Here is a 23721-nt window from a genome sequence, read left to right as displayed (position 1 = left end):
ATAACAATTATCAATAATCCTGGCTGAAAAGAACAGTCATGAGAAGAGGTCACGCGAACGGAACCCTATTCCGTCCGCGTAAACCGCCATTATTGGGAAAGGTTTAGCGTATCAATGATCGCCTGGCGGGCGCCGGTGTGCTGAATACGCTGGTAAGCGTTGCTGACGGCGTCAACAAACCCGGCATCCTGCGGCAGATCCTCGCCAAAAATTTCGCTCAGGCCAAGCAGCGCCTGCACGCGCGTCTGCTCGGTACTGCTGTCGACGATAGCGCGGATTTTGTCGCTCAGGGGATCGCGTACGTCGATGGCCTGACCCGCATCATCCACGCCGCTGACGTAACGCATCCAGCCCGCTACGCCAAGCGCCAGCAGTGGCCACGGCGTGCCGCGCTGCAGGTGCACGCGGATCCCTTCCAGCATGCGCTGGGGCAGCTTCTGGCTGCCATCCATCGCAATCTGCCATGTACGGTGCTGCAGGGCCGGGTTAGTAAAACGGTCGATCAGACTGTCGGCATACGCATCCAGATCCACACCGGTAATGCGCAGGGTAGGGGCTTGTTCGGTCAGCATCAGCTGACGGGCAGCCTTGCGCAAAGCCTCGTCCTGCATGCAGTCGCTGATATGGGCAAACCCGCTGAGATAACCCAGCCAGGCGAGGAAAGAGTGGCTGCCATTAAGCATTCGCAGCTTCATCTGCTCCCAGGGCAACACATCCTGCACAAGCTGAACGCCCGCGGCTTCCCACGCCGGGCGACCGGCCACAAAATTATCTTCAACCACCCACTGGATAAAGGGCTCACAGCTGATGGCGCAGGGATCATCCACACCCAGCACGTCAGCAATTTCCGCAAGGGAGGCGTCGGTCGCTGCAGGAACAATGCGATCCACCATCGTCCCCGGGAAGCTAACATGTTCCGCAATCCACTCAGCCAGTTCCGGCGAGCGTTTCTGCGCCATGCCCAGCACCGCATTTTTCACTACATGACCGTTATCGGGGATGTTATCGCAGGAGAGTACGCTGAAGGGCGTCAGGCCGCGTTCGCGACGACGGTGTAACGCTTCGACCAGAATACCCGGCGCCGAGTGTGGCTCAGTGGGATTTTCCAGATCGTGAAGAATACGTTCGTTCTGCACATCCAGTTTGCCGGTGGCAGGATCAATGCAGTAACCCTTTTCCGTAATGGTCAGAGAGACTATCGCCACCTGCGGTTCACAGAACTTCTCAATAATGGCGGCCAGCGAATCAAGCTTCGCGTTCAGGCACTCATGCACCGCGCCGACGATGATGGGTTGATTCCCGTCCGCCCCTTTTTCCAGCACGGTAAACAGGTGATCCTGCGCGCGCAGCTGGCTCATCAGCTTATCGCCGCTAAACAGGCTAATCTCACAGATACCCCAGTCGCCGCCCTCGGAATTCAGCACGCGATCGGTTAACAGCGCCTGATGCGCGCGATGAAAAGCACCAAATCCAAAATGGACGATGCGGGAGCGCAGTTGCTGACGATCGTACTGGGGCTGCTTAACGTTAGCGGGCAGCGTAATAGAGGCAATTGTCTTCATGAAATACACACCTGATTAACCGTTAATTAACAATGTCAGTCTAAAGTTATATGACAGCAATTTAAATTGGTGAGCCGTAAATATGCGGGAACTGTGAGTTTGATCAATCAATGAGGCGAGGCGCGTTGACCCGGCGCGTTAGACATGTATGGTAGTCGTCATTGCGTCACATTATATTGGTATAACAACTTTGCGAGGATGAAGCGATGGAACAAACCTGGCGTTGGTATGGCCCGAACGATCCGGTTTCTCTTGATGACGTGCGCCAGGCAGGCGCGACCGGCGTGGTGACCGCGCTGCATCATATTCCTAACGGTGAGGTATGGCCGGTAGAAGAGATTAAACAGCGCCAGAAGCTGCTGGCCGAAAAAGGGCTCACCTGGTCGGTCGTGGAAAGCATTCCGGTGCACGAAGAGATCAAAACTCATTCCGGGCAGTGCGCGACCTGGATTGCCAACTACCAGCAGAGCATTCGTAATCTGGCGGCCTGCGGTATTGATACGGTCTGCTACAACTTTATGCCTATCCTCGACTGGACGCGCACCGATCTGGAATACGAATTGCCGGATGGCTCCAAAGCACTGCGCTTTGATCAGATCGCCTTCGCCGCATTTGAGCTGCATATTCTGAAGCGTGAAGGCGCCGCAGCCGATTACAGCCCTGAAGAGCAGCAACAAGCCCAGACATGGTTTAATGCGGCCAGCGCGGCAGAAATTGAAAAATTGACCCGCAATATTATTGCCGGCCTGCCGGGCGCTGAAGAGGGCTATACCCTCGACCAGTTCCGCACGCGTCTGGCGGAGTATGGCAATATCGATAAAGCACAGCTGCGGGAAAACATGGCCCACTTCCTGCGCGCTATCGTCCCGGTGGCAGAAGAAGCGGGTGTGCGTCTGGCAGTGCATCCGGACGATCCACCGCGTCCAATTCTCGGTCTGCCGCGTATTGTCTCTACCATTGAAGATATGCAGTGGCTGAAAGAGACCGTCGACAGCATCAACAATGGCTTCACCATGTGTACCGGCTCCTACGGCGTGCGTGCCGATAACGATCTGGTGCGGATGATCGAAACCTTTGGTGACCGTATTCACTTTACTCACCTGCGCGCTACCTGCCGGGAAGAGAATCCAAAAACCTTCCACGAAGCCGCGCATCTGGGCGGTGACGTGAATATGGTGGCGGTGGTGGACGCTATCCTCAGCGAAGAGCAACGCCGCAAGAAAGCGGGCGATGTGCGACCGATTCCATTCCGTCCCGATCACGGCCATCAAATGCTGGATGACCTGCGTAAGAAAACCAATCCTGGCTATTCGGCGATTGGGCGACTGAAGGGGATGGCGGAAGTGCGTGGCGTGGAATTGGCGCTAAAAATGACCAAATATCCCGAACTGCTGTAAAAAAGAAACCCGGCGAAAGCCGGGTTTTTTGTCTTAGTCTGCACGACCCATATAACGTTTTTCTTCGATATGGATACGGATCTTCTCACCAGCGGAGAGGTACTCCGGAACCTGCACTACCAGGCCGGTGGTCAGCGTCGCCGGTTTGTTACGGGCGCTGGCTGAAGCCCCTTTGATGCCCGGTGCGGTCTCAACGATTTCCAGATCAACGGTCTGCGGTAGCTCAAGCGCCAGCAGCTGGCCGTCCCAGGTCAGTACCTGCATATCCGGCATGCCGCCTTCAGGCATAAACTGCAGCTCGTCTGCGATCTGATCTTTGGTGAAGATATACGGGGTGTAATCTTCTTTATCCATAAACACGTATTCGTTGCCATCAATATAAGAGAAGTCAACGAAGCGGCGGGTCAGGGTCACGGTATCGACGATATCGTCGCCTTTAAAGCGCTCTTCCACTTTAAGACCGGTGCGGACATCGGAGAAACGCATTTTATACAGCGTCGCTGCGCCACGGGCGCTCGGTGCCTGGATATCAATATCCTTCACAATCAGCAGCTTGCTGTTGTAGTTCAGCACCATACCTTTTTTAATTTCGTTCGCTCTTGGCATTGCAGTAATCCTGTTAACGGGGAGGTCAAAAATATCGCGTCAAAGTACTCGCGCGCGGGCTTTCAGGCAAGAGGAATTCGTGGGTTTTGCTATCAATACATAAAAGGTGTTACTGTGCGCGCCACGCCCGCTCTGCGGGTTCTCGTCAGGGTAAGAGAGCCTTTATGGAATGCCGTCCAGACTGTGGAGCGTGCTGTACTGCACCCTCCATTACCAGCCCGATTCCCGGCATGCCCAACGGCAAGCCGGCGAATACACCGTGCGTACAGCTGGATGCGCAGCAGCGCTGTAAGATTTTTGGCTCACCGCTACGCCCAAAAGTCTGCGCCGGCCTGCAGCCCGCAGCCGATATGTGCGGCAGTTCGCGCCAGCAGGCGATGACCTGGCTGCTGGAGCTGGAGGCGCTGACCGCGCCTTAAATGTCTTTTATGCGCGTCAGGCAAACGCAGGTGATTACGCACATCGCCAGCGCTATCCAGAAGACCGCGTGATAGCTCCAGATCTCGGCCACCACACCGGCCATCGAGCCCGCGATAATCCAGCCCACGCGCGTCGTATTGGTATAAAGCGTGGTGGCTGCTCCCGCCTGACCGGGCATTAAATCCTGAAAATAGAGCATGCCGATCCCCGCCAGAATGCCGATATAAATCGCATTGAGCAGTTGTAAACCCAGCAACAATGCCGGTGAGCTGGCGGTCAGCATCCCGACATAGAACAGCAGCCCTGCTACGGCGGCAATACGCATCAGAAAGCGTTTGCCGAAGCGCCTGGCGTAATAGCCGGCAATCAGCATGGTCGGGATTTCCAGCCCCGCCGCCGCGCCCATCATGATGCCCGCCAGTTTTTCCGACAGATGCAGTTCATTAATAATAAACAGCGGCATATTGATGATGTACAGACTGTTAGTACCCCACATCAATGTGCAGATAATAAACAGCAGCAGGGCGTCGCGGCGGTTACGACGCGGGGCTTCCAGCGTACCGGTCGCCAGCTTCGGCTCTTTACGCATAGAGGGTAAAAAGAACCATACCATCAGGCCGCAAATGATGTACGCCGCTGCGGCGCTGAGATACATCACCGTAAAGCCAAAACCCATCGCCAGGGCGTAAGCCAGCGGCGGACCTATCACCCAGGCCAGCGAAACCTGGGCACGCAATATTGAACTGAACATCACCGCTTCACGCCCGGTGCGATCCGCATGTTCGCGGGCGAGGGCAAACATCTGCGGGTTAGCCGTAGAGCCAAAACTCCCCAAAAAGACGCCAACGAACAACAAAATGAAGTAGTTACGGTTCCAGGCAAATAGCAGGCAGGCGAACACGCCCAGCAGACAACAGAAGACGATCAAGCTTTTGCGATCGCCCTTTTTGTCTGAGCGGCCCGCCAGAAACTGGCTAACAAAAATGCCGATGATAGCGCTGCCGGTAAAAAAGAAGCCAACCATCGCCGGACGGGCATGCACTTCCGTGGTCAGGAACAGGCTCAGCGTAGGGGTTTGCAGTGCACCGGCAATACCGGTGAGGAAGGCCACAATCAAAAACGCCGATGACGTCAAATCAAACGATTTTTGCCTGGCGGCAGCGGGAGTCGTATGCATGTTTCTGTATCAGTAATATGAAGAGAGGCGGAGTTTACGCCGCTTGTCAGAAAATGAACAGATGCGCACTCTGATTACCCACAATAAATCAAAATGGCATTTCATAATGCCGCTGCGCTTGCTGAAGCTGCTGAAGTAAAGGGCGCTGGTCTCTTTTATTGCCCGCGAAAGAGGACGGAATGTTGCAAAAATGTGCTGCAACTCTAAATTCCGAAAGCTGAAACGTAACTTTACTTGCAAGGATGGCGATAAAAAGCAAGACTTCTTGAAACGTTTCAGCGCTAATTGGTTGATCTAATACAAACGGATTGGCGCCTATTTTCACATTTAAGCTGAAACGATTCAATTTCAGCAGGAGTGGAGAGCTATGTTCCAGTTATCCGTACAGGACATTCATCCGGGCGAACAGGCCGGTAATAAAGAAGAGGCCATCCGGCAGATCGCTGCCGCGCTGGTGCAGTCTGGCAATGTTGCCGCTGGCTATGTTGATGGCATGCTGGCGCGTGAGCAGCAGACTTCAACCTTCCTCGGCAATGGCATCGCCATTCCTCATGGCACCACCGATACCCGCGATCAGGTTCTGAAGACCGGTGTGCAGGTGTATCAGTTCCCGCAGGGCGTGCTCTGGGGCGAAGGGCAGGTGGCGTATGTCGCCATCGGTATCGCCGCCAGCAGTGACGAACATCTGGGCCTGCTGCGTCAACTGACGCACGTGCTGAGCGATGACGCAGTGGCGGAACAACTGAAATCTGCCACCACCGCTGAAGAGCTGCGAGCACTGCTGATGGGTGAAAAGCAGAGCGAAGCGCTGAAGCTGGATAACGCGACGCTGTCGCTGGATGTGGTCGCCTCCGATCTGGTGACGCTGCAGGCGATGAACGCCGCACGTCTGAAAGAGGCGGGTGCGGTCGACACGGCATTCGTCACCCATACCATAACGGACAAGCCGCTGAACCTGGGCCAGGGCGTCTGGCTGAACGACAGTGCTGAAGGCAATCTGCGCAGCGCTGTTGCCGTCAGCCGTGCGGCCTCCGCATTTGATGTTGAAGGTGAGAAAGCAGCCCTGCTGGTGACCGTCGCGATGGCCGATGACCAGCCGGTTGCCGTGCTCAAACGCCTGAGCGATCTGCTGCTGATCAACAAAGCTGACAAATTGCTGAACGCAGATGCCGCGACCCTGCTGGCGCTGCTGACCAGCGATGACGCGCTGACCGACGACCTGCTCAGTGCAGAGTACGTGGTGCGTAACGAACACGGTCTGCATGCCCGCCCCGGCACCATGCTGGTTAATACCATCAAGCAGTTTGAAAGCGACATCACCGTCACTAACCTCGACGGCAGCGGTAAGCCCGCTAATGGCCGTAGCCTGATGAAAGTGGTCGCGCTGGGTGTGAAAAAAGGCCATCGCCTGCGCTTCACCGCCCAGGGTGCCGATGCTGAACAGGCGCTGAAAGCCATTGGCGATGCCATCGCGGCAGGTCTGGGGGAGGGCGCATAATGAGCAGACGTGTTGCAACGATTACGCTGAACCCGGCTTACGACCTGGTAGGATTCTGCCCGGAGATTGAGCGCGGCGAAGTCAACCTGGTGCGCACCACTGGCCTGCATGCGGCAGGTAAAGGGATCAATGTGGCGAAGGTGCTGAAAGATCTGGGCATCGATGTCACCGTAGGCGGCTTCCTGGGCAAAGATAACCAGGACGGCTTTCAGCAGCTGTTCAGCGAACTGGGCATTGCTAACCGTTTCCAGATTGTGCAGGGCCGTACCCGCATCAACGTGAAGCTGACCGAGAAAGACGGTGAAGTGACCGACCTGAACTTCTCCGGCTTCGAAGTGACGCAGTCAGACTGGGAACGTTTTGTTAACGACTCGCTCTCCTGGCTGGGCCAGTTCGACATGGTATGCGTCAGCGGCAGTCTGCCGTCGGGCGTCAGCCCGGAAGCCTTTACCGACTGGATGACGCGTCTGCGCAGCCAGTGCCCGTGCATTATTTTCGACAGCAGCCGTGATGCGCTGGTTGCAGGCCTTAAAGCCGCACCATGGCTAGTCAAACCAAATCGTCGCGAACTGGAAATCTGGGCTGGCCGTAAGCTGCCAGAATTGAAAGATGTGATTGATGCTGCCCATGCGCTGCGTGAACAGGGTATCGCTCATGTGGTGATTTCATTGGGTGCAGAAGGCGCGCTGTGGGTTAACGCGTCTGGCGAATGGATTGCCAAACCGCCGTCGATGGAAGTGGTAAGCACCGTTGGCGCAGGGGATTCCATGGTAGGTGGGCTGATTTACGGCCTGCTGATGCGTGAATCCAGTGAACACACGTTACGTCTTGCTACCGCTGTTGCTGCCCTGGCCGTGAGCCAGAGCAATGTCGGTATTACCGATCGTACCCAGTTAGCCGCGATGATGGCGCGCGTTGACTTAAAACCCTTTAACTAACAGCAGGAGAGGCATAATGAAAACGCTGCTGATTATCGACTCTGCTCTCGGACAGGCCCGCGCCTATATGGCAAAGACCCTGCTGGGCGCGGCGGCACACAAAGCACATCTGGATATCCTGGACAACCCGAACGATGCCGAACTGGTGATCGTTCTGGGCGACACCATTCCTGCTGACAGCGCGCTGAACGGCAAAAAGGTGTGGCTGGGCGATATCAATCGCGCGGTTGCCCACCCGGAGCTGTTCCTGAGCGAAGCGAAGGATCACGCCTCGGTCTATACCCTGCCAGCGGCAACGGCACCGGCCCTGAGCGGCGGTCCGAAACGCGTGGTGGCGGTGACAGCCTGTCCAACGGGCGTGGCACACACTTTCATGGCGGCTGAAGCCATTGAAACCGAAGCCAAAAAACGTGGCTGGTGGGTAAAAGTTGAAACCCGCGGCTCCGTGGGTGCAGGCAATGCCATCACCCCCGAAGAGGTGGCTGAAGCGGATCTGGTGATCGTGGCGGCAGACATCGAAGTGGATCTGGCGAAATTCGCCGGAAAACCGATGTACCGTACCTCTACTGGTCTGGCGTTGAAGAAGACCGCGCAGGAGTTCGATAAGGCCGTAGCAGAAGCGAAGCCGTATCAGGCGGCGGGCGGTGCCCAGGGCGCGACGGAAACCAAAAAAGAGTCTGCTGGCGCTTATCGTCACCTGCTGACCGGGGTTTCCTATATGCTGCCGATGGTGGTAGCTGGTGGTCTGTGTATCGCACTCTCCTTCGCTTTCGGTATCGAAGCCTTTAAAGAGCCGAACACGCTGGCTGCGGCGCTGATGCAAATTGGTGGGGGTTCTGCCTTCGCGCTGATGGTACCTGTCCTGGCAGGTTATATCGCCTTCTCTATCGCGGATCGTCCGGGTCTGACTCCAGGTCTTATCGGCGGTATGTTGGCTGTAAGCACAGGTTCAGGTTTCATCGGCGGGATCATCGCGGGCTTCCTGGCCGGTTATGTTGCGAAGCTGATTAGTTCGAAGTTGAAATTGCCGCAGAGTATGGAAGCGCTGAAGCCGATCCTGATCATTCCGCTGCTTTCAAGCCTGGTGGTGGGTCTGGGAATGATCTACCTGATCGGTAAGCCGGTCGCGGGTATCCTCGAAGGCCTGACCCACTGGCTGCAAACCATGGGCACTGCCAATGCGGTACTGCTGGGCGCAATCCTCGGGGGCATGATGTGTACCGATATGGGCGGCCCGGTGAACAAAGCGGCCTATGCGTTTGGTGTTGGCCTGCTGAGTACCCAGACTTACGCGCCGATGGCTGCCATTATGGCTGCCGGTATGGTGCCACCGCTGGCGCTGGGCCTGGCGACAATCATTGCACACCGTAAATTCGATAAGGCACAACAGGAAGGCGGCAAAGCAGCGCTGGTTCTCGGTCTGTGCTTCATCACCGAGGGTGCCATTCCGTTCGCTGCGCGTGACCCAATGCGCGTTCTGCCTTGCTGTATCGCGGGTGGTGCAGTGACCGGTGCTATCTCTATGGCCATTGGTGCGAAGCTGATGGCACCGCACGGCGGTCTGTTTGTCCTGCTGATCCCTGGGGCGATCACGCCGGTACTGGGTTACCTGCTGGCGATTATCGCCGGTACCCTGGTGGCGGGCCTCTCTTACGCGGTGCTGAAGCGCCCGGAAGCGGAAGCAGTTGCCAAAGCGGCTTAAACCCGCTCACGCATAAAGGCAGAGGTGACTCTGCCTTTTTTCATCTCAAAAACGCGGCGTCGGCCGCGTTTTTTTATGGCCTGACAAACGGCCATTTTCCCTCCGGACATATCGCTTTTCCGCACTCACCCCGTCTGGAGTACGGGTGGCAGAGTCGATCGGCGTAATATAACGAGAAAGGCGTGAAGCGGTTAACGTAATAATTCAGAGAAATTATTTTCGGGATCCATCTCCCGCGCCAGATTAAGCAGTCGGGATTTATTTTTGATGATATAGCCCGCTTTTTGCTTTATCAGTACACCTTCCTGAGTGAACTGCGCAATAACATAAAGAAGATGACGGTAGGAGACCCCCATATATTCGGCCGCCTGCGTATGTTTTTCGCGATAGATATCACAATTCTGCGTCAATAAAATAAAGGCCGCCAGTCGATTAATCAGCGGGAAAGATTGATTTTGGGTAAGCGAAACAATATTGCGATAATTTTTGCGGCTTAGCGCAATGCACAAATGCCGTAAAAATGTTGCATCATTCAACAATAAGGGGCGGTACTGCTTCATCGGCAACGCCAGACACCAGCACGCTTCAATAGCCTGAACAGCCCGGGGTTCGTGATCCGCGTCAACTAATTCAATTTCGCCAATAAAACAGGGTGCAGTAAAGAAGTCGATCAGCGACACCCGCCCATTGGCTGAGGTGGCGTACAGTCTGGCGCGTCCGCGCACGAGATAGAAGAGCCAGGCGGGCTGCTGGCCTACTCTCACAATCTCCTCACCTGCTGCGACCTCAAACAAGCGGGTATCCCGCAAAATATCCACGGAAAACCGTTCCTTATATCCTGACTGCAGAATCAGTTCCTGTTTAACAACCTCATTGTGGATCTCTTTCACGGCCCATTCCTGATGTGAGATTTCTCATATTTAGCATACGTTCTCCGTTGTTAACATTCAATCGTCGACACTACCCCCTTAATGACTGAAATGAAATTAACGCAACAGCGAACCGAGGAAATAAAAATGGAAAAGAGAAAGATTATTCTTGATTGCGATCCAGGCCATGACGATGCTATTGCGATAATGCTGGCAGCAAGGCATCCGGCTATCGATTTATTAGGGATAACGATTGTTGCCGGTAATCAGACGCTGGATAAAACATTAGTCAATGGATTAAATGTCTGTCAGACATTAGATATTCATGTTCCGGTCTATGCGGGTATGCCGCAGCCGATAATGCGCCAGCAAATCGTTGCCGATAATATCCATGGCGAAACGGGTCTGGATGGCCCGGTATTTGCTCCGTTGACCCGCAAAGCGGAAAATACGCATGCCGTAAAATTCATTATCGATACGCTGATGGCAAGCGAAGGGGATATCACCCTGGTGCCCGTCGGTCCGCTGAGCAATATTGCGGTGGCGATGCGTATGCAGCCCGCCATTGTGCCCAAAATCCGTGAGATTGTGCTGATGGGCGGGGCTTACGGCACTGGTAATTTCACCCCATCCGCTGAGTTTAATATCTTTGCCGATCCGGAAGCGGCCCGCGTTGTCTTCACCTCCGGTGTGCCGCTGGTGATGATGGGGCTGGATCTGACTAACCAGACGGTCTGCACTGCCGACGTGATCGCCAGAATGGAAAAAGCGGGGGGACCGGCCGGCAAGCTCTTCAGCGACATCATGAACTTTACCCTCAAAACCCAGTATGAAAACTATGGCTTAGCGGGCGGCCCGGTTCACGACGCCACCTGTATTGCTTACCTCATCAACCCTGCCGGCATTAAAACCCAGGAGATGTACGTCGAAATCGACGTCAACAGTGGCCCTTGCTATGGACGCACGGTCTGCGATGAGCTGGGCGTTCTGGGCAAACCGGCGAACACCAAAGTGGGCATCACCATCGACACCCACTGGTTCTGGGACTTAGTGGAAGAGTGTGTACGTAAGTACCACTAATCCCCTGGGCGTGCGGCGTGACAGCCATTGCGCAAAGCGCCATCGCTGTCACACCCAACGGGCAGCAAGCGGTAGCCCGCAACAAAATCAGACCTGGCCGTAAGAGAAAATCATTATGGACGTCATGAGAAGTGTTCTGGGTATGGTGGTATTACTGGCAATCGCGTTTCTGCTGTCAGTGAATAAAAAGCGTATTAGTCTGCGCACGGTAGGGGCGGCGTTGCTGCTGCAAATCGCCATCGGCGGCATCATGCTCTATTTTCCACCCGGGAAGTGGCTGGCAGAAAAGGCTGCCTACGGCATCCACAAAGTGATGACCTATAGCGATGCCGGTAGCGCCTTTATCTTTGGCTCGCTGGTCGGGCCCAAGATGGACAAAGTCTTTGATGGCGCCGGCTTTGTGTTTGCCTTTCGCGTGCTTCCCGCCATCATTTTTATCACCGCGCTGGTCAGCCTGCTCTATTACATTGGCGTAATGGGCTTCCTGATTCGTCTTCTTGGAGGAATTTTCCAGAAAGCGCTTAATATCAGCAAAATCGAATCCTTTGTCGCGGTCACCACCATTTTCCTCGGGCAGAACGAGATCCCGGCGATCGTGAAGCCTTTTATGGAGCGTCTTAACCGCAATGAGCTTTTTACCGCGATCTGTAGCGGGATGGCGTCGATCGCGGGGTCGACAATGATTGGCTACGCCGCTTTAGGGGTACCCATTGGTTACCTGCTGGCCGCCTCGCTGATGGCAATCCCGGGCGGCATTCTCTTTGCTCGCCTACTGAGCCCGGCGACGGAGGCCTCGCAGGTATCGTTCGATAACCTTTCGTTTACCGAAACGCCGCCCAAAAGCATTATTGAAGCGGCCGCCAGCGGGGCGATGACCGGGCTGAAAATCGCCGCCGGCGTGGCGACGGTAGTCATGGCGTTTGTGGCCATTATCGCCATGATCAACGGGATTATTGGCGGTATTGGCGGTTGGTTTGGTTTCGGCGGGGCGACCCTGGAGGGGATTTTTGGCTACGCGCTGGCGCCGCTGGCATGGTTGATGGGGGTCGACTGGAGCGATGCGCATCTGGCCGGTAGCCTGATTGGTCAGAAGCTGGCGATAAACGAATTTGTCGCTTATCTCCACTTCTCGCCCTGGCTGCAAACTGCCGGCCAGCTGGATGTGAAAACCATCGCCATTATCTCGTTTGCGCTGTGCGGGTTTGCGAATTTCGGATCGATCGGGGTCGTGGTCGGGGCGTTTTCTGCCGTTTCCCCCCGACGCGCGCCGGAAATTGCGCAGCTGGGGTTGCGGGCACTGGCCGCCGCGACGCTCTCTAATCTGATGAGCGCCACCATTGCGGGTTTCTTTATTGGCCTGGCTGGGTAAGAGTCGCGCCGCGTAAGCGGCGCGATAGTCGATCGAAATGGGCCTGCGGCAGAGGACGTTATCAGCAGGCTCCGGGGCTTAAGCTTACGCCGTTGCCTCCGCCGTTTGCTGCGCCTTCAGCCAGGCAATCTCTTCGGCCCAGATATCCGGATTAATGGTCTCCAGAACCATGGGAATGCCGTCGAAGCGGGCGTCCTGCATAATAAAGCGGAACGCATCATGGCCAATATTGCCTTCACCCAGGCTGTGATGGCGGTCAACGCGGCTACCAAAGGCGCTTTTCGCATCGTTCAGGTGCATACCGCGCAAATACTGGAAGCCGACGATACGCTCGAATTCTGCGAAGGTTTTTTCGGTCTCTTCGGTAGTACGGAGATCGTAGCCTGCGGCAAAGGCGTGACAGGTATCGATACACACCCCCACGCGGGTTTTGTCCTCAACCCCGGCGATAATCTCGGCCAGCTGTTCGAATTTAAAGCCGAGGTTGCTGCCCTGACCGGCCGTGTTTTCGATGACGGCGGTCACCCCTTGCGTTTTGTCCAGCGCGATATTAATGGACTCAGCGATGCGTGCCAGACAGGTGGATTCGTCGATTTGCGACAAGTGGCTACCAGGGTGGAAGTTCAGCAAGGTCAGGCCAAGCTGTTCGCAGCGCTGCATCTCATCAATGAACGCGTCGCGAGATTTATCGAGAGCCTCCTGGACCGGATGACCTAAATTAATTAGGTAGCTGTCATGCGGCAGAATTTGGCCGGGGCCAAAGTGGTATTTCTCGCATGCGGCTTTAAAATCATCAATCACTTGTGTGGAGAGCGGGGCGGCGCGCCACTGGCGCTGATTTTTGGTGAACAGGGCGAAAGCGGTCGCCTCAATTTCAGCAGCGCGAATGGCAGCATTTGCAAGACCGCCAGCTGCGCTGACGTGCGCTCCAACATATTTCATAAAGGGACTCCTGTTTAACCCGCCGGGGAAAGCAAACGCTTATGATAGCGGGTTAACAGGAGAAGGATGTAGTGGTTTATGCCATCAGGCTATGAACCGCCAGGTTGATGGCACCCCCGCCGACGATCAGCCAGATAAAGAGGATCAACGCCATCAGCAGCGGCTTAACGCCGGCCTTTTTCAGAGCACTGACGTGGGTTGTGACCCCCAGTGCTGCCATCGCCATCGCCAGCAGGACGGTATCCAGGGTGATTAGCATATCGACCACCGCTTTTGGCAGCAGGTGGAAGGAGTTAAAGATAGCCACCACGATAAAGAGGATAGCGAACCACGGAATGGTGATTTTACCTTTCTGCGCCTGGCCCGCCGGTGCCAGCTGTTTAACCCTTGCTGCGAGGAAGATGAGGAACGGTGCCAGCATCATCACGCGCAGCATTTTGGCGATCACCGCCGCGTTTTCCGCCTCCGGATTGATAGCATGACCCGCAGCCACTACCTGGGCGACCTCGTGCATGGTCGAACCGATATAGATGCCGTAGTTTTCCGGGCTGAACCAGTGCGCCAGCAGGGGGTACATGGCCGGATAGAGGAAAATGGCCAGGGTACCGAATATCACCACGGTTGCCACGGCCACCGTCACTTTACTGGCCTCGGCTTTCACTACCGGCTCGGTCGCCAGCACTGCCGCCGCGCCGCAGATGCTGCTGCCTGCGCCAATCAACCAGCTGGTGTGCTTATCCAGCCCGAACACTTTTTGTCCGATAAAGCAGGCCAGCATAAAGGTGCTGCTCAGCGTCAACACATCTATGGCGATGCCGCTGACGCCCACGTCGGCAATCTGGGCAAAGGTGAGGCGAAAACCGTACAGAATGATCCCCAGGCGTAGCAGGTGCTGTTTAGCAAAGATCACGCCGCCGTCACAGGAACGCCAGAGACGCGGGTACACCGTATTACCGACCACCATGCCAAATAAAATGGCCAGCGTCAGGGCGCTAAACCCGGCCCCCGCTACCGCAGGGATACTGCCACCCCAGAGCGCCGCGCCGGTGATGAGTGCGCTCAGGGCCAGACCCGGGGCGTAATGCCATACAGAACGATGATGCTGTGCAATCAGTGTCGTCATAATCTTCTCCTTTCTCTGGCTGGAGATTACGCCGCGCTGGTTTAAAAATAAAATTGATTATATATTTATAATTAATCTCTATAAGTGGTAAGTATCCCCTACTGACCCTACCGTGGAATGCGACTATGCACATTACCTTACGCCAGCTTGAAGTCTTTACCGAAGTGCTGAAAAGCGGCTCGACGACCCAGGCATCGCAGATGCTGGCGTTATCGCAATCTGCGGTCAGCGCGGCGCTCACCGACCTTGAAGGGCAACTCGGCGTGCAGCTTTTTGACAGGGTAGGGAAGCGGCTGGTGGTGAACGAGCATGGGCGGCTGCTCTACCCCCGGGCGCTGGCGTTGCTGGAGCAGACGGTCGAGATTGAGCAGTTGTTCCGGGAAGAGAACGGAGCCATTCGCGTTTCGGCGAGCAGTACGATTGGCAACTATATCCTGCCGGAGGTCATCGCCCGCTACCGCCGGGATTTCCCTACCTTGCCGCTGGAGATGAGCGTAGGGAACAGCCAGGATGTGATTAACGCCATTATCGACTTTCGGGTCGATATCGGTCTGATCGAAGGGCCATGCCATAACGCGGATATTGTTGCTGAACCCTGGCTGGAAGATGAACTGGTGGTCTTTGCCTCGCCGGCCTCTTCGCTGCTACAGGGGGAGGTGACGCTGGCGCGGCTGGCGCAGGCGCCGTGGATTTTACGTGAGCATGGCTCAGGTACCCGTGAAATTGTCGATTATCTGCTGTTGTCGCATTTGCCGCAGTTTCATCTGGGCATGGAGCTTGGCAACTCTGAAGCCATCAAGCATGCGGTTCGCCATGGGTTGGGCATCAGCTGCCTTTCACGGCGGGTGATTGCCGAGCAACTGGAGAGCGGTTCGCTGGTAGAGATTGCGCTGCCCTTGCCAAAGCTGGTGCGCACGCTATGGTGCATTCGCCATCGTCAGAAACACCTTTCCAGCTCGCTACAACGCTTCCTGCGCTACTGCCAGCAGTAAGCGCCAGGGGCCGGGGTGAAATCGGTCGAAACTCTGCTTTACTTATAATCCTGGACCGGTCATGAAGCTCTCTTATAACAGAGGATTTCTGCCGGAAGGAACGCGGATCCTCTGCTACAATCGCGCCTCATTTTTTGAATGGACAGCATTTTCATATGGTTTCCGAAACTAAAACCACAGAAGCGCCCGCGCTACGTCGCGAACTCAAGGCGCGTCACCTGACGATGATCGCCATTGGCGGCTCCATCGGTACAGGTCTTTTCGTTGCCTCTGGCGCAACGATTTCCGCGGCAGGCCCGGGTGGGGCACTCTTCTCTTATATTCTGATTGGCCTGATGGTCTATTTCCTGATGACCAGTCTCGGTGAACTGGCGGCCTATATGCCGGTTTCCGGTTCTTTCTCTACTTATGGGCAAAAGTACGTCGAGGAAGGCTTCGGCTTCGCGCTGGGCTGGAACTACTGGTACAACTGGGCGGTGACCATCGCTGTTGACCTCGTGGCGGCACAGCTGGTGATGACATGGTGGTTCCCGGACACGCCAGGTTGGATCTGGAGTGCGCTCTTCCTGGCCGTCATCTTCCTGCTGAACTTCATCTCGGTGCGCGGCTTTGGTGAGGCGGAATACTGGTTCTCCCTGATCAAAGTGGCGACCGTCATTATCTTTATCATTGTGGGTCTGGCGATGATCGTCGGCATCTTCAAGGGCAGCGAGCCTGCGGGCTGGAGCAACTGGGAGATTGGCGATGCGCCGTTTGCCGGCGGCCTCTCGGCAATGATTGGCGTGGCGATGATTGTGGGCTTCTCCTTCCAGGGTACTGAACTGATCGGTATCGCGGCGGGGGAGTCTGCCGACCCGGAGAAGAACATTCCCCGCGCGGTGCGGCAGGTGTTCTGGCGTATCCTGCTGTTCTACGTGTTCGCTATCCTGATCATCAGCCTGATTATTCCGTATACCGATCCAAGCCTGCTGCGTAATGACGTGAAAGATATCAGCGTCAGCCCGTTCACCCTGGTGTTCCAGCATGCGGGCCTGCTCTCAGCGGCGGCAATCATGAATGCGGTGATCCTGACGGCGGTGCTCTCTGCGGGTAACTCTGGCATGTATGCCTCAACCCGTATGCTCTACGCGCTGGCGTGCGACGGTAAAGCGCCGCGTATTTTCGCCAAACTGTCTCGCGGCGGTGTGCCACGTAACGCCCTGTTGGCCACTACCGTCATTGCCAGCCTGTGCTTCCTTACCTCGATGTTCGGTAACCAGACGGTCTACCTGTGGCTACTGAATACCTCCGGGATGACGGGCTTTATCGCCTGGCTGGGTATTGCCATTAGCCATTACCGTTTCCGTCGTGGCTATGTGAAACAGGGTCATGATATTAACGATCTGCCGTACCGATCCGGCTTCTTCCCGCTGGGTCCGATTTTTGCCTTCGTACTTTGCTTGATCATCACCCTGGGTCAGAACTACGAAGCCTTCCTGTCGGACACCATCGACTGGGGTGGGGTGATGGCGACCTATATCGGCATCCCGCTGTTCCTCATCATCTGGTTTGGTTACAAACTGGCGAAAGGAACGCGCTTCGTGCGCTACAGCGAAATGGAATTCCCGGGACGCGTTAAGAAATAATGTTCCGGCCATAAAAAAGCCCCCGGCAACCGCCGGGGGCTTTTTGTTTGTGGATCAGAAGCTATAGGTCATCCCCACGGTGTAACGGCGTCCGTCCAGCACGGTGTCGTAGGTATCGTAATCGATCTGCTTATCGAGAACGTTGTAGACCCCGGCAGAAACCAGCAGATTTTTGTTGGCGTTATAACGCAGGCCCACATCAATCTGGGTGTAAGACGGGGTGCCATGGGACATGGAAGTACGGCTCAGGTACTCAGACGTTTTGCCGCGGAAGTTGAGGCGACTCCAGAGGCCGACATCTTCGGTCGCCTGCCAGTCCAGCGTGGTGTTGAACATATGCTTCGGCATTTTGTTCAGCGGTTTGCCAGAGAACTGGCCGCTCTTCTGTTCAGATTCGGTATAGGTGTAGTTGGCCGTCCAGTTCACATCCCGGGTGATTTTCCAGCCGAAGGTGGACTCTACGCCGCGCATGTTGGCTTTATCGACGTTGACACGATCGCTTACGAAATCATAGGTTTGGTTGCCGATGGTACAGGCCGGATCGGTGCGGCTGTTACACCGGCGGACTTCCGTGATCTTGTCTTTGAAATCGGTATTGAACAGGGTGACGCCCGCGTTGAGGTTATCGTTGTTATCCCACAGCAGGGCAATCTCTTCGCTCAGGCTCTTTTCCGGCTTCAAATCGGGGTTGCCAACAATAATGCCCTCCAGACGACCACCGCCGGTAACCTGGCCCCAGTTGGCAGAAGACTGACGCAGATCGGGCGCACGATAGCCTGCCGAGACGCCACCCTTCAGGGTCCACTGATCCGCCAGATGCCATACACCGTAGCCACGTGGCGTCCAGTTGGTGCCGTAGTTCTCATCTTTATCCATACGCAGGCCGCCGGTCAGCGTAAAGCTTTCGGTCATCGCCCACTCGTCTTCGGCAAACAGTGCCCAGCTCCAGCGGGTCAGCTTGCTTAACCCATCGGCCGCGGCCAGCTGGTTACCTTCATCACGCAGTTTTTCATAACGATACTGCCCACCCAGCGTCAGGGTGTGATCGCCCAGGAAAACCTGGTTCTGGTTATTAAAGGTGGTGTTGTACGAGCGCATATCGCGGTCGGGGTTGTTGGTCTCTTCCTGCTGAATGTAGCTGGTGCTATTGAAATCGTCGTAATAGCCGCTGTGGGTCAGAGCCCAGGTGGTGTGCTCGTAGCGGGTTTCACTTTTGGTATTTGGGGTACAGACATTACCGCGACAGTTTTCAGCCGCTTTCGACATCCCCGGCGTGCTGTTGCGATCCTGCAACTCACGGGCAAAATCGAGGTCAATGTCGTTCTTCTCGTCCGGCGTGAAGTTGAGCGTGATACCGCCGTTACGCATTTTCTGCTCGTTAAAACCGTTCTCAATCTTATCTTCCGCGCGGCGTGAGAGCAGGCCGGTCACCTTCGCCCCCAGCAGCCCGTCAATCAGCGGACCAGAGGCATACGCATTGGTCTGGAACAGATCGCCAGAATCGTTATTCTCCTGGAAGGTGGCATCGCCATGCAGCGAGCCGGTCCAGGCTTTGGTGTTCGATACCTTCTTAGTGATGACGTTAATCACGCCGCCCATGGCATCGGAGCCATACAGGGAGGACATCGGCCCGCGGATCACTTCGATACGTTCGATGGACTCCAGCGGCGGCAGCCAGCCTTGTTCGATGCCGGAGTTATCGCTGTTAGGGCGGGTGCTGCGGGTGCTGATTCGCTTACCGTTGACCAGGAAGAGGGTGTATTGCGAAGACATGCCGCGAATACTGATATCGCTGCTGCTGCCACCGCCTGTCACCACCACGCCCGGCACGTCTTTCAGCGCGTCAGTCACGTCCCGGTAGGCCTTATCTTCGATCTGCTGTTTAGAGATGACGGAGATAGAGGCGGGGGCATTCTGGATTTTTTGTTCAAAGCCGGTCGCCGTGACAACAACGGTATCCTGGTCGGCTGCGTGAAGGAGAGGGGACAATGTGGCGATGCTAACGGCGATAGCCAGACGATTAATCTGAGGTATTGTCATTTGTACATTCCGTATAAAAAAAGATAAAACTCCATGGAGATAACCCTGAGAACCCTATGTATTTGTCTTGTATGAACTCTTTGGCATGGAGAAGAGCCTGGAATTGTACAAAAGAATGTTTATTTGTAAACACTAATGATAATTGAAATCATTTGTGTTTGATCGGAGGGGTAAAGAATGACAGAAGATTCAATAAGATGATGGAATGTAAAGGTAGGGGAAGGTAAAGAAGGAGGGCAGCGCCCTCCTGAATAACTAGGCGAAGAGGTGTTCGGCGTGAAAACGCAGGTGGTCTTCGATAAAGGTCGCAATAAAGTAGTAGCTGTGATCGTATCCCGGCTGGATGCGCAGGGTGAGGGGCCAGGCAGTTTGACGCGCGGCTTCGGCCAGCACCGCAGGCTGGAGTTGGCCAGCGAGGAACTGATCCGCATCGCCCTGATCTATAAGCGTAGGGATGGCATGCTCTGGCTGACTGGCGAGCATCAACGCGCAGCTGTCCCATGCCTGCCAGCAGGTGGCATCATCACCCAGATAGTGGCTGAAGGCTTTTTGTCCCCAGGGCACCTGTGTCGGATTAACAATCGGCGCAAAGGCCGACACGCTGGTGAAGCGACCCGGATTTTTCAGGGCCATGATTAATGCCCCATGGCCGCCCATAGAATGGCCGCTGATGGCGCAGCGCTCGCTCACCGCAAAGGTTTGAGTAATCAGCGCAGGCAGCTCATCGCGCAGGTAATCGTACATGCGGTAATGGCTGGCCCAGGGCTGCTGGGTGGCGTTGAGATAAAAGCCGGCGCCTTTACCCAGATCGTAGCCGGCATCGTCCGCTACATCGTCCCCACGCGGGCTGGTGTCCGGCATTACCAGGGCGATGCCCAGCTCTGCGGCAACACGCTGGGCGCCCGCTTTGGTGGTGAAGTTTTCATCATTACAGGTCAGGCCGGAGAGCCAGTACAACACCGGTGGCCTTGCCGTTTCGTCAACCGGCGGCAGAAAGATGCTGAACGTCATGGCGCAGTTCAGAACCGTGGAGTCGTGGCGCCAGCGCTGCTGTCGGCCTTCATAACAGTGGTGCTCTTCGAGCAGTTCCATGCAGGGCTCCTTAAGGGTTGGGCGAATCATTCGGCCCATAATACAGATAATTCATTCACCTGTGAGCAACTTTCACTTCCGCATCGCCTCCCAATACTGCATCATAAATTAACTAAATTTTAACAACTGGAGTGATCATGGCGCTGCGTATCGCGCTCAGCGGTTTTGTGGTTCTGGTCGTGGCGATGGGTATCGGACGGTTTGCTTTCACGCCGCAGGTGCCGCTGATGATTGCGGCCGGTCAACTGACGCTCACCAGCGCCGGGCTGGTTGCGGCGATGAACTATCTCGGCTATCTGGTCGGTGCGTGGGATGCCATGCGCGCCCACCGCTTCGTCGAAGGGCGGCTGTGGCTGGGGATTATTGGTGCCGTAGCGCTAACGCTGCTCTCTGCCGTGGCAGATAACGCCATTGTTCATGGTCTGTTACGCTTCGTGATTGGCTGCATGAGCGGCTGGTCGATGGTGCTGATTGCCGCCTGGACCAACGAACGACTGGCCCATTACGGCAAGCCTGGGCTGAGTGCGGCGGTTTTCGCCGGACCGGGAGCCGGTATTGCTATCAGCGGGCTACTGGCGGTTTATATTCAGTCGCGCGCCCTGAGTGCAGGGGCCGCGTGGCAGATTTATGGCGTGCTGGCGCTGGTGCTGATTGCCCTGGTCGCCCGCTATCTGCCCCGCGCCGGGCAGCTTCACCGTCCGGGGAGCGCGCCTGAGCCTCTGGTCCTGACGCGCGATCTCCGCCGTCTGGTATGGAGCTACAGTCTGGCGGGGTTTGGCTATATCCTGCCGGCCACCTTCCTGTCGCAAATGGCGGCGCTGCGTTTTCCGGGTAGCGTCTTCGCCCAGTTCGTCTGGCCCGTATTTGGCGTTGCCGCAGTGATCGGTATTGCGCTGAGTATCGCGCTGCGTCATATTTCGACGTCAAACCGCAGGCTGGCACTGGTGCTTTGGTTACAGGGTATTGGCGTGCTGGCCGCCTGGCTGATGCCCGGTATGGCCGGCCTGATTACCGGCGCGCTGCTGGTCGGCGGCGGTTTCTTATGTGCCGTGCAGTTATCGCTGTTATATGGCCGTGAACTGGCGCCTGGTCATACCCGCTACATGGCCGGATTATTAACTACCGGTTATGCGGTCGGGCAGCTGGTAGGGCCGGTAACCTCGGCGCTGTCGACCTGGCTCACGCATCAGCTTGAGCCGGCTTTAGGCCTTGCGGGTATCGCGCTGTTCGTCGCGGGCGCGCTGGTCTGGCGCCGTTACGATGAAAGGCTACAGCAATCGTAATAATTATCGCTGTGAATACTGGATTAAGTGCGCCGCCTCGCGCACAATGAGTGCACATTTTGCCCCCAAGAGGCAAAAGCGAGCCACACCTGCAGGAGAACAATGAATGCCATCACTCAGTAAAGAAGCTGCCCTTGTCCATGAAGCGCTGGTTGCGCGCGGTCTTGAAACCCCGCTACGCCCACCGGTTCAGGAGATGGACAATGAAACCCGTAAACGTCTTATTTCCGGCCACATGACGGAAATCATGCAGCTGCTGAATCTCGATCTGAGTGACGACAGTCTGATGGAGACCCCGCGCCGCATTGCGAAAATGTATGTGGATGAGATCTTCTCCGGGCTGGATTACGCCAACTTCCCGAAAATCACCGTCATTGAAAACAAAATGAAGGTAGATGAGATGGTCACCGTGCGTGATATCACGCTCACCAGCACCTGCGAGCACCATTTCGTGACTATCGACGGTAAAGCAACGGTGGCCTACATTCCGAAAGATGCGGTAATCGGTCTGTCCAAGATCAACCGTATCGTGCAGTTCTTTGCTCAGCGTCCGCAGGTTCAGGAGCGTTTAACGCAGCAGATCCTTACCGCGCTGCAGACGCTGCTGGGTACGAATAACGTGGCCGTTTCCATTGATGCCGTGCATTACTGCGTAAAAGCGCGCGGTATTCGCGATGCCACCAGCGCCACCACCACCACATCGCTGGGCGGTCTTTTCAAATCCAGCCAGAACACCCGCCAGGAGTTCCTGCGCGCCGTTCGTCACCACAACTGATCGTCAGGGCAGGGTATATGGAGCGGAATGTCACGCTGGATTTTGTACGTGGCGTTGCCATCCTCGGTATCCTGCTTTTGAATATAAGCGCCTTCGGTCTGCCGAAGGCCGCTTATCTCAATCCTGCCTGGTATGGCGAGATCACTCGCCGCGACGCCTGGACCTGGGCGGTGCTGGATCTCTTCGCTCAGGTTAAATTCCTGACCTTATTTGCTCTGCTGTTCGGCGCCGGACTACAGCTGTTACTGAAACGCGGTAAACGCTGGATCCAGTCGCGGCTGACGCTGTTGGTGTTGCTCGGTTTTCTGCACGGTCTCTTTTTCTGGGATGGCGATATTCTGCTGGCGTATGGGCTGGTGGGGTTAATTTGCTGGCGCATGATCCGCGACGCCCACGGCGTGAAAAATCTCTTTATGACCGGCGTAGTGCTGTATGCCATGGGGATCGGGGTGTTGGTATTGCTGGGGTTAATCTCGGGTGATTCCACCAACCGCTCCTGGGTTCCGGATGCGGCAAACTTACAGTATGAACAGTTATGGAAGCTTGCCGGAGGCAGTGAAGCCATAACGAACCGCCTTGATATGCTGGGCGATAGTTTGCTGGCGCTCGGGGCACAGTACGGATGGCAACTGGCGGGGATGATGTTAATGGGCGCCGCGCTGATGCGCAGCGGCTGGCTGAAGGGTGAATTTAGCCTGAAGCACTATCGTCGTACTGGCCTGTGGCTGGTGCTGACCGGTATCGCCATCAATCTGCCGGCGGTCATTACCCAGTGGCAGTTGGGGTGGGACTATCGCTGGTGTGCCTTTCTCCTGCAGGCCCCGCGCGAACTGAGTGCGCCGTTCCAGACGGTGGGATACGCGGCGTTACTGTATGGTTACTGGCCGCAGCTATGCCGTTTTCGCCTGGTCACCGCCATCGCCTGCGTGGGGCGCATGGCGCTAAGCAACTATCTTTTGCAAACCCTGATTTGTACGACACTCTTCTACCGGTTGGGCCTGTTTATGAAGTTCGACCGCCTGCAACTGCTGGCATTCGTACTCCCGGTATGGGCCGCAAACATTCTCTTTTCAGTTTACTGGCTGCGCCGGTTCCGCCAGGGTCCGGTTGAATGGCTGTGGCGCCAACTGACCGCCAGGGCTGCCGGTGTTTCATTGAACGATACATCCAGATAACGATCTGGATCACAATCATTAACAAAATGGATGTAACCGTTTTCATCTGTGTGAGC

20 protein-coding genes are annotated in these 23721 nt (G+C 55.9%); 12 read left to right on the top strand and 8 right to left on the bottom strand.

Translation table 11 applies throughout. The features are described 5' to 3' along the window. Window positions 1-89: 89 nt before the first annotated feature. Entirely contained in the window at window positions 90-1562 is a 1473-nt protein-coding gene (locus tag JZ655_RS14155) for a mannitol dehydrogenase family protein (RefSeq protein WP_040074770.1), read from the bottom strand. Between the two features lie 206 nt (window positions 1563-1768). On the opposite strand from JZ655_RS14155, the gene uxuA reads away from it, so the two are divergent. Beyond that, entirely contained in the window at window positions 1769-2959 is a 1191-nt protein-coding gene (gene uxuA, locus JZ655_RS14150) for a mannonate dehydratase (protein WP_207292118.1), read from the top strand. Window positions 2960-2992: 33 nt separating this feature from the next. Here the strand turns inward: uxuA and yeiP are convergent, their stop codons facing one another. Further along, window positions 2993-3565, bottom strand: a complete 573-nt coding sequence (gene yeiP / locus JZ655_RS14145; RefSeq protein ID WP_040074772.1) for an elongation factor P-like protein YeiP — start codon at window positions 3563-3565, stop codon at window positions 2993-2995. A 164-nt stretch (window positions 3566-3729) separates the two neighbouring features. On the opposite strand from yeiP, the gene JZ655_RS14140 reads away from it, so the two are divergent. After that, the gene (locus JZ655_RS14140) at window positions 3730-3984 is read left to right on the top strand and encodes a YkgJ family cysteine cluster protein (protein WP_046884725.1); all 255 of its coding nucleotides are present in this window, start codon (window positions 3730-3732) and stop codon (window positions 3982-3984) included. Here the strand turns inward: JZ655_RS14140 and setB are convergent. After that, entirely contained in the window at window positions 3981-5162 is a 1182-nt protein-coding gene (gene setB / locus JZ655_RS14135) for a sugar efflux transporter SetB (RefSeq protein ID WP_207292117.1), read from the bottom strand. The two genes, JZ655_RS14140 and setB, sit on opposite strands and share 4 nt — an antisense overlap. Before the next feature lie 367 nt (window positions 5163-5529). On the opposite strand from setB, the gene fruB reads away from it, so the two are divergent. From fruB to fruA, 3 genes are read left to right on the top strand one after another with little or no spacing between them, the layout of a single operon-like run. Next, the gene (fruB, locus tag JZ655_RS14130; protein ID WP_040074776.1) at window positions 5530-6660 is read left to right on the top strand and encodes a fused PTS fructose transporter subunit IIA/HPr protein; all 1131 of its coding nucleotides are present in this window, start codon (window positions 5530-5532) and stop codon (window positions 6658-6660) included. Continuing rightward, window positions 6660-7598 carry a 1-phosphofructokinase gene (fruK, locus tag JZ655_RS14125; protein ID WP_040074777.1) on the top strand — a complete coding sequence of 313 codons (939 nt, stop codon included), beginning with the start codon at window positions 6660-6662 and terminating at the stop codon, window positions 7596-7598. Before fruB ends, fruK begins: the two co-directional genes overlap by 1 nt. A gap of 16 nt (window positions 7599-7614) precedes the next feature. Continuing rightward, window positions 7615-9300, top strand: a complete 1686-nt coding sequence (gene fruA, locus JZ655_RS14120; protein WP_207292116.1) for a PTS fructose transporter subunit IIBC — start codon at window positions 7615-7617, stop codon at window positions 9298-9300. Between the two features lie 191 nt (window positions 9301-9491). Here fruA and JZ655_RS14115 read toward each other — a convergent pair whose 3' ends face one another. Continuing rightward, complete coding sequence (locus JZ655_RS14115) at window positions 9492-10190, bottom strand: transcriptional regulator YeiL (protein WP_046884729.1); 699 nt, start codon at window positions 10188-10190, stop codon at window positions 9492-9494. A gap of 126 nt (window positions 10191-10316) precedes the next feature. Between JZ655_RS14115 and rihB the strand changes: the two genes are divergently transcribed. Further along, window positions 10317-11249, top strand: coding sequence for a ribosylpyrimidine nucleosidase (rihB, locus tag JZ655_RS14110; protein WP_207292115.1), 933 nt, complete (start codon window positions 10317-10319; stop codon window positions 11247-11249). 115 nt (window positions 11250-11364) lie between these two features. Then, window positions 11365-12618, top strand: a complete 1254-nt coding sequence (locus JZ655_RS14105) for a NupC/NupG family nucleoside CNT transporter (RefSeq protein ID WP_040074783.1) — start codon at window positions 11365-11367, stop codon at window positions 12616-12618. 84 nt (window positions 12619-12702) lie between these two features. On the opposite strand, the gene nfo is transcribed toward JZ655_RS14105, so the two are convergent. Further along, on the bottom strand, window positions 12703-13560 hold the full coding sequence (gene nfo, locus JZ655_RS14100) for a deoxyribonuclease IV (protein WP_040074784.1): 858 nt from the start codon (window positions 13558-13560) through the stop codon (window positions 12703-12705). A gap of 76 nt (window positions 13561-13636) precedes the next feature. Beyond that, window positions 13637-14683 (bottom strand): YeiH family protein, encoded by a 1047-nt coding sequence (locus JZ655_RS14095; protein ID WP_207292114.1) that lies wholly within the window; start codon window positions 14681-14683, stop codon window positions 13637-13639. A 125-nt stretch (window positions 14684-14808) separates the two neighbouring features. On the opposite strand from JZ655_RS14095, the gene yieE reads away from it, so the two are divergent. Next, window positions 14809-15675: a DNA-binding transcriptional regulator YeiE gene (yieE, locus tag JZ655_RS14090; RefSeq protein WP_207292113.1), complete on the top strand. Its 867-nt coding sequence runs from the start codon at window positions 14809-14811 to the stop codon at window positions 15673-15675. A gap of 155 nt (window positions 15676-15830) precedes the next feature. After that, window positions 15831-17300: an amino acid permease gene (locus tag JZ655_RS14085; protein ID WP_040074787.1), complete on the top strand. Its 1470-nt coding sequence runs from the start codon at window positions 15831-15833 to the stop codon at window positions 17298-17300. 54 nt (window positions 17301-17354) lie between these two features. Here the strand turns inward: JZ655_RS14085 and JZ655_RS14080 are convergent, their stop codons facing one another. Both JZ655_RS14080 and fghA read right to left on the bottom strand, forming a co-directional pair. Then, complete coding sequence (locus tag JZ655_RS14080; RefSeq protein ID WP_207292112.1) at window positions 17355-19340, bottom strand: ligand-gated channel protein; 1986 nt, start codon at window positions 19338-19340, stop codon at window positions 17355-17357. A 255-nt stretch (window positions 19341-19595) separates the two neighbouring features. Next, window positions 19596-20432 carry an S-formylglutathione hydrolase gene (gene fghA / locus JZ655_RS14075; protein WP_207292111.1) on the bottom strand — a complete coding sequence of 279 codons (837 nt, stop codon included), beginning with the start codon at window positions 20430-20432 and terminating at the stop codon, window positions 19596-19598. A 137-nt stretch (window positions 20433-20569) separates the two neighbouring features. Between fghA and JZ655_RS14070 the strand changes: the two genes are divergently transcribed. The 3 genes from JZ655_RS14070 (at window position 20570) to yeiB (ending at window position 23665) form a co-directional block, all read left to right on the top strand. Then, complete coding sequence (locus JZ655_RS14070) at window positions 20570-21715, top strand: YbfB/YjiJ family MFS transporter (protein WP_207292110.1); 1146 nt, start codon at window positions 20570-20572, stop codon at window positions 21713-21715. Between the two features lie 106 nt (window positions 21716-21821). After that, window positions 21822-22490 carry a GTP cyclohydrolase I FolE gene (gene folE, locus JZ655_RS14065; protein WP_046884737.1) on the top strand — a complete coding sequence of 223 codons (669 nt, stop codon included), beginning with the start codon at window positions 21822-21824 and terminating at the stop codon, window positions 22488-22490. A 17-nt stretch (window positions 22491-22507) separates the two neighbouring features. Then, window positions 22508-23665, top strand: coding sequence for a DUF418 domain-containing protein YeiB (gene yeiB, locus JZ655_RS14060; protein WP_207292109.1), 1158 nt, complete (start codon window positions 22508-22510; stop codon window positions 23663-23665). Window positions 23666-23721: the final 56 nt, after the last annotated feature.

The organism is Leclercia pneumoniae (genome assembly GCF_017348915.1).
GTDB classification, from domain to species: domain Bacteria; phylum Pseudomonadota; class Gammaproteobacteria; order Enterobacterales; family Enterobacteriaceae; genus Enterobacter; species Enterobacter pneumoniae.
Note: the sequence above shows the minus strand (reverse complement) of the source record. Positions and strands in the feature narration are given on the sequence as shown.

What these genes read in the sequence shown, in the direction of transcription:
- JZ655_RS14070 (WP_207292110.1), top strand. Translation starts at nt 20,570, where the DNA reads ATGGCGCTGCGTATCGCGCTCAGCGGTTTTGTGGTTCTGGTCGTGGCG.
- uxuA (WP_207292118.1), top strand. Translation starts at nt 1,769, where the DNA reads ATGGAACAAACCTGGCGTTGGTATGGCCCGAACGATCCGGTTTCTCTT.
- setB (WP_207292117.1), bottom strand. Translation starts at nt 5,162, where the DNA reads ATGCATACGACTCCCGCTGCCGCCAGGCAAAAATCGTTTGATTTGACG.
- fruA (WP_207292116.1), top strand. Translation starts at nt 7,615, where the DNA reads ATGAAAACGCTGCTGATTATCGACTCTGCTCTCGGACAGGCCCGCGCC.
- JZ655_RS14155 (WP_040074770.1), bottom strand. Translation starts at nt 1,562, where the DNA reads ATGAAGACAATTGCCTCTATTACGCTGCCCGCTAACGTTAAGCAGCCC.
- rihB (WP_207292115.1), top strand. Translation starts at nt 10,317, where the DNA reads ATGGAAAAGAGAAAGATTATTCTTGATTGCGATCCAGGCCATGACGAT.
- JZ655_RS14105 (WP_040074783.1), top strand. Translation starts at nt 11,365, where the DNA reads ATGGACGTCATGAGAAGTGTTCTGGGTATGGTGGTATTACTGGCAATC.
- yieE (WP_207292113.1), top strand. Translation starts at nt 14,809, where the DNA reads ATGCACATTACCTTACGCCAGCTTGAAGTCTTTACCGAAGTGCTGAAA.
- JZ655_RS14140 (WP_046884725.1), top strand. Translation starts at nt 3,730, where the DNA reads ATGGAATGCCGTCCAGACTGTGGAGCGTGCTGTACTGCACCCTCCATT.
- fruK (WP_040074777.1), top strand. Translation starts at nt 6,660, where the DNA reads ATGAGCAGACGTGTTGCAACGATTACGCTGAACCCGGCTTACGACCTG.
- JZ655_RS14095 (WP_207292114.1), bottom strand. Translation starts at nt 14,683, where the DNA reads ATGACGACACTGATTGCACAGCATCATCGTTCTGTATGGCATTACGCC.
- yeiB (WP_207292109.1), top strand. Translation starts at nt 22,508, where the DNA reads ATGGAGCGGAATGTCACGCTGGATTTTGTACGTGGCGTTGCCATCCTC.
- folE (WP_046884737.1), top strand. Translation starts at nt 21,822, where the DNA reads ATGCCATCACTCAGTAAAGAAGCTGCCCTTGTCCATGAAGCGCTGGTT.
- yeiP (WP_040074772.1), bottom strand. Translation starts at nt 3,565, where the DNA reads ATGCCAAGAGCGAACGAAATTAAAAAAGGTATGGTGCTGAACTACAAC.
- nfo (WP_040074784.1), bottom strand. Translation starts at nt 13,560, where the DNA reads ATGAAATATGTTGGAGCGCACGTCAGCGCAGCTGGCGGTCTTGCAAAT.
- fghA (WP_207292111.1), bottom strand. Translation starts at nt 20,432, where the DNA reads ATGGAACTGCTCGAAGAGCACCACTGTTATGAAGGCCGACAGCAGCGC.
- fruB (WP_040074776.1), top strand. Translation starts at nt 5,530, where the DNA reads ATGTTCCAGTTATCCGTACAGGACATTCATCCGGGCGAACAGGCCGGT.
- JZ655_RS14085 (WP_040074787.1), top strand. Translation starts at nt 15,831, where the DNA reads ATGGTTTCCGAAACTAAAACCACAGAAGCGCCCGCGCTACGTCGCGAA.
- JZ655_RS14080 (WP_207292112.1), bottom strand. Translation starts at nt 19,340, where the DNA reads ATGACAATACCTCAGATTAATCGTCTGGCTATCGCCGTTAGCATCGCC.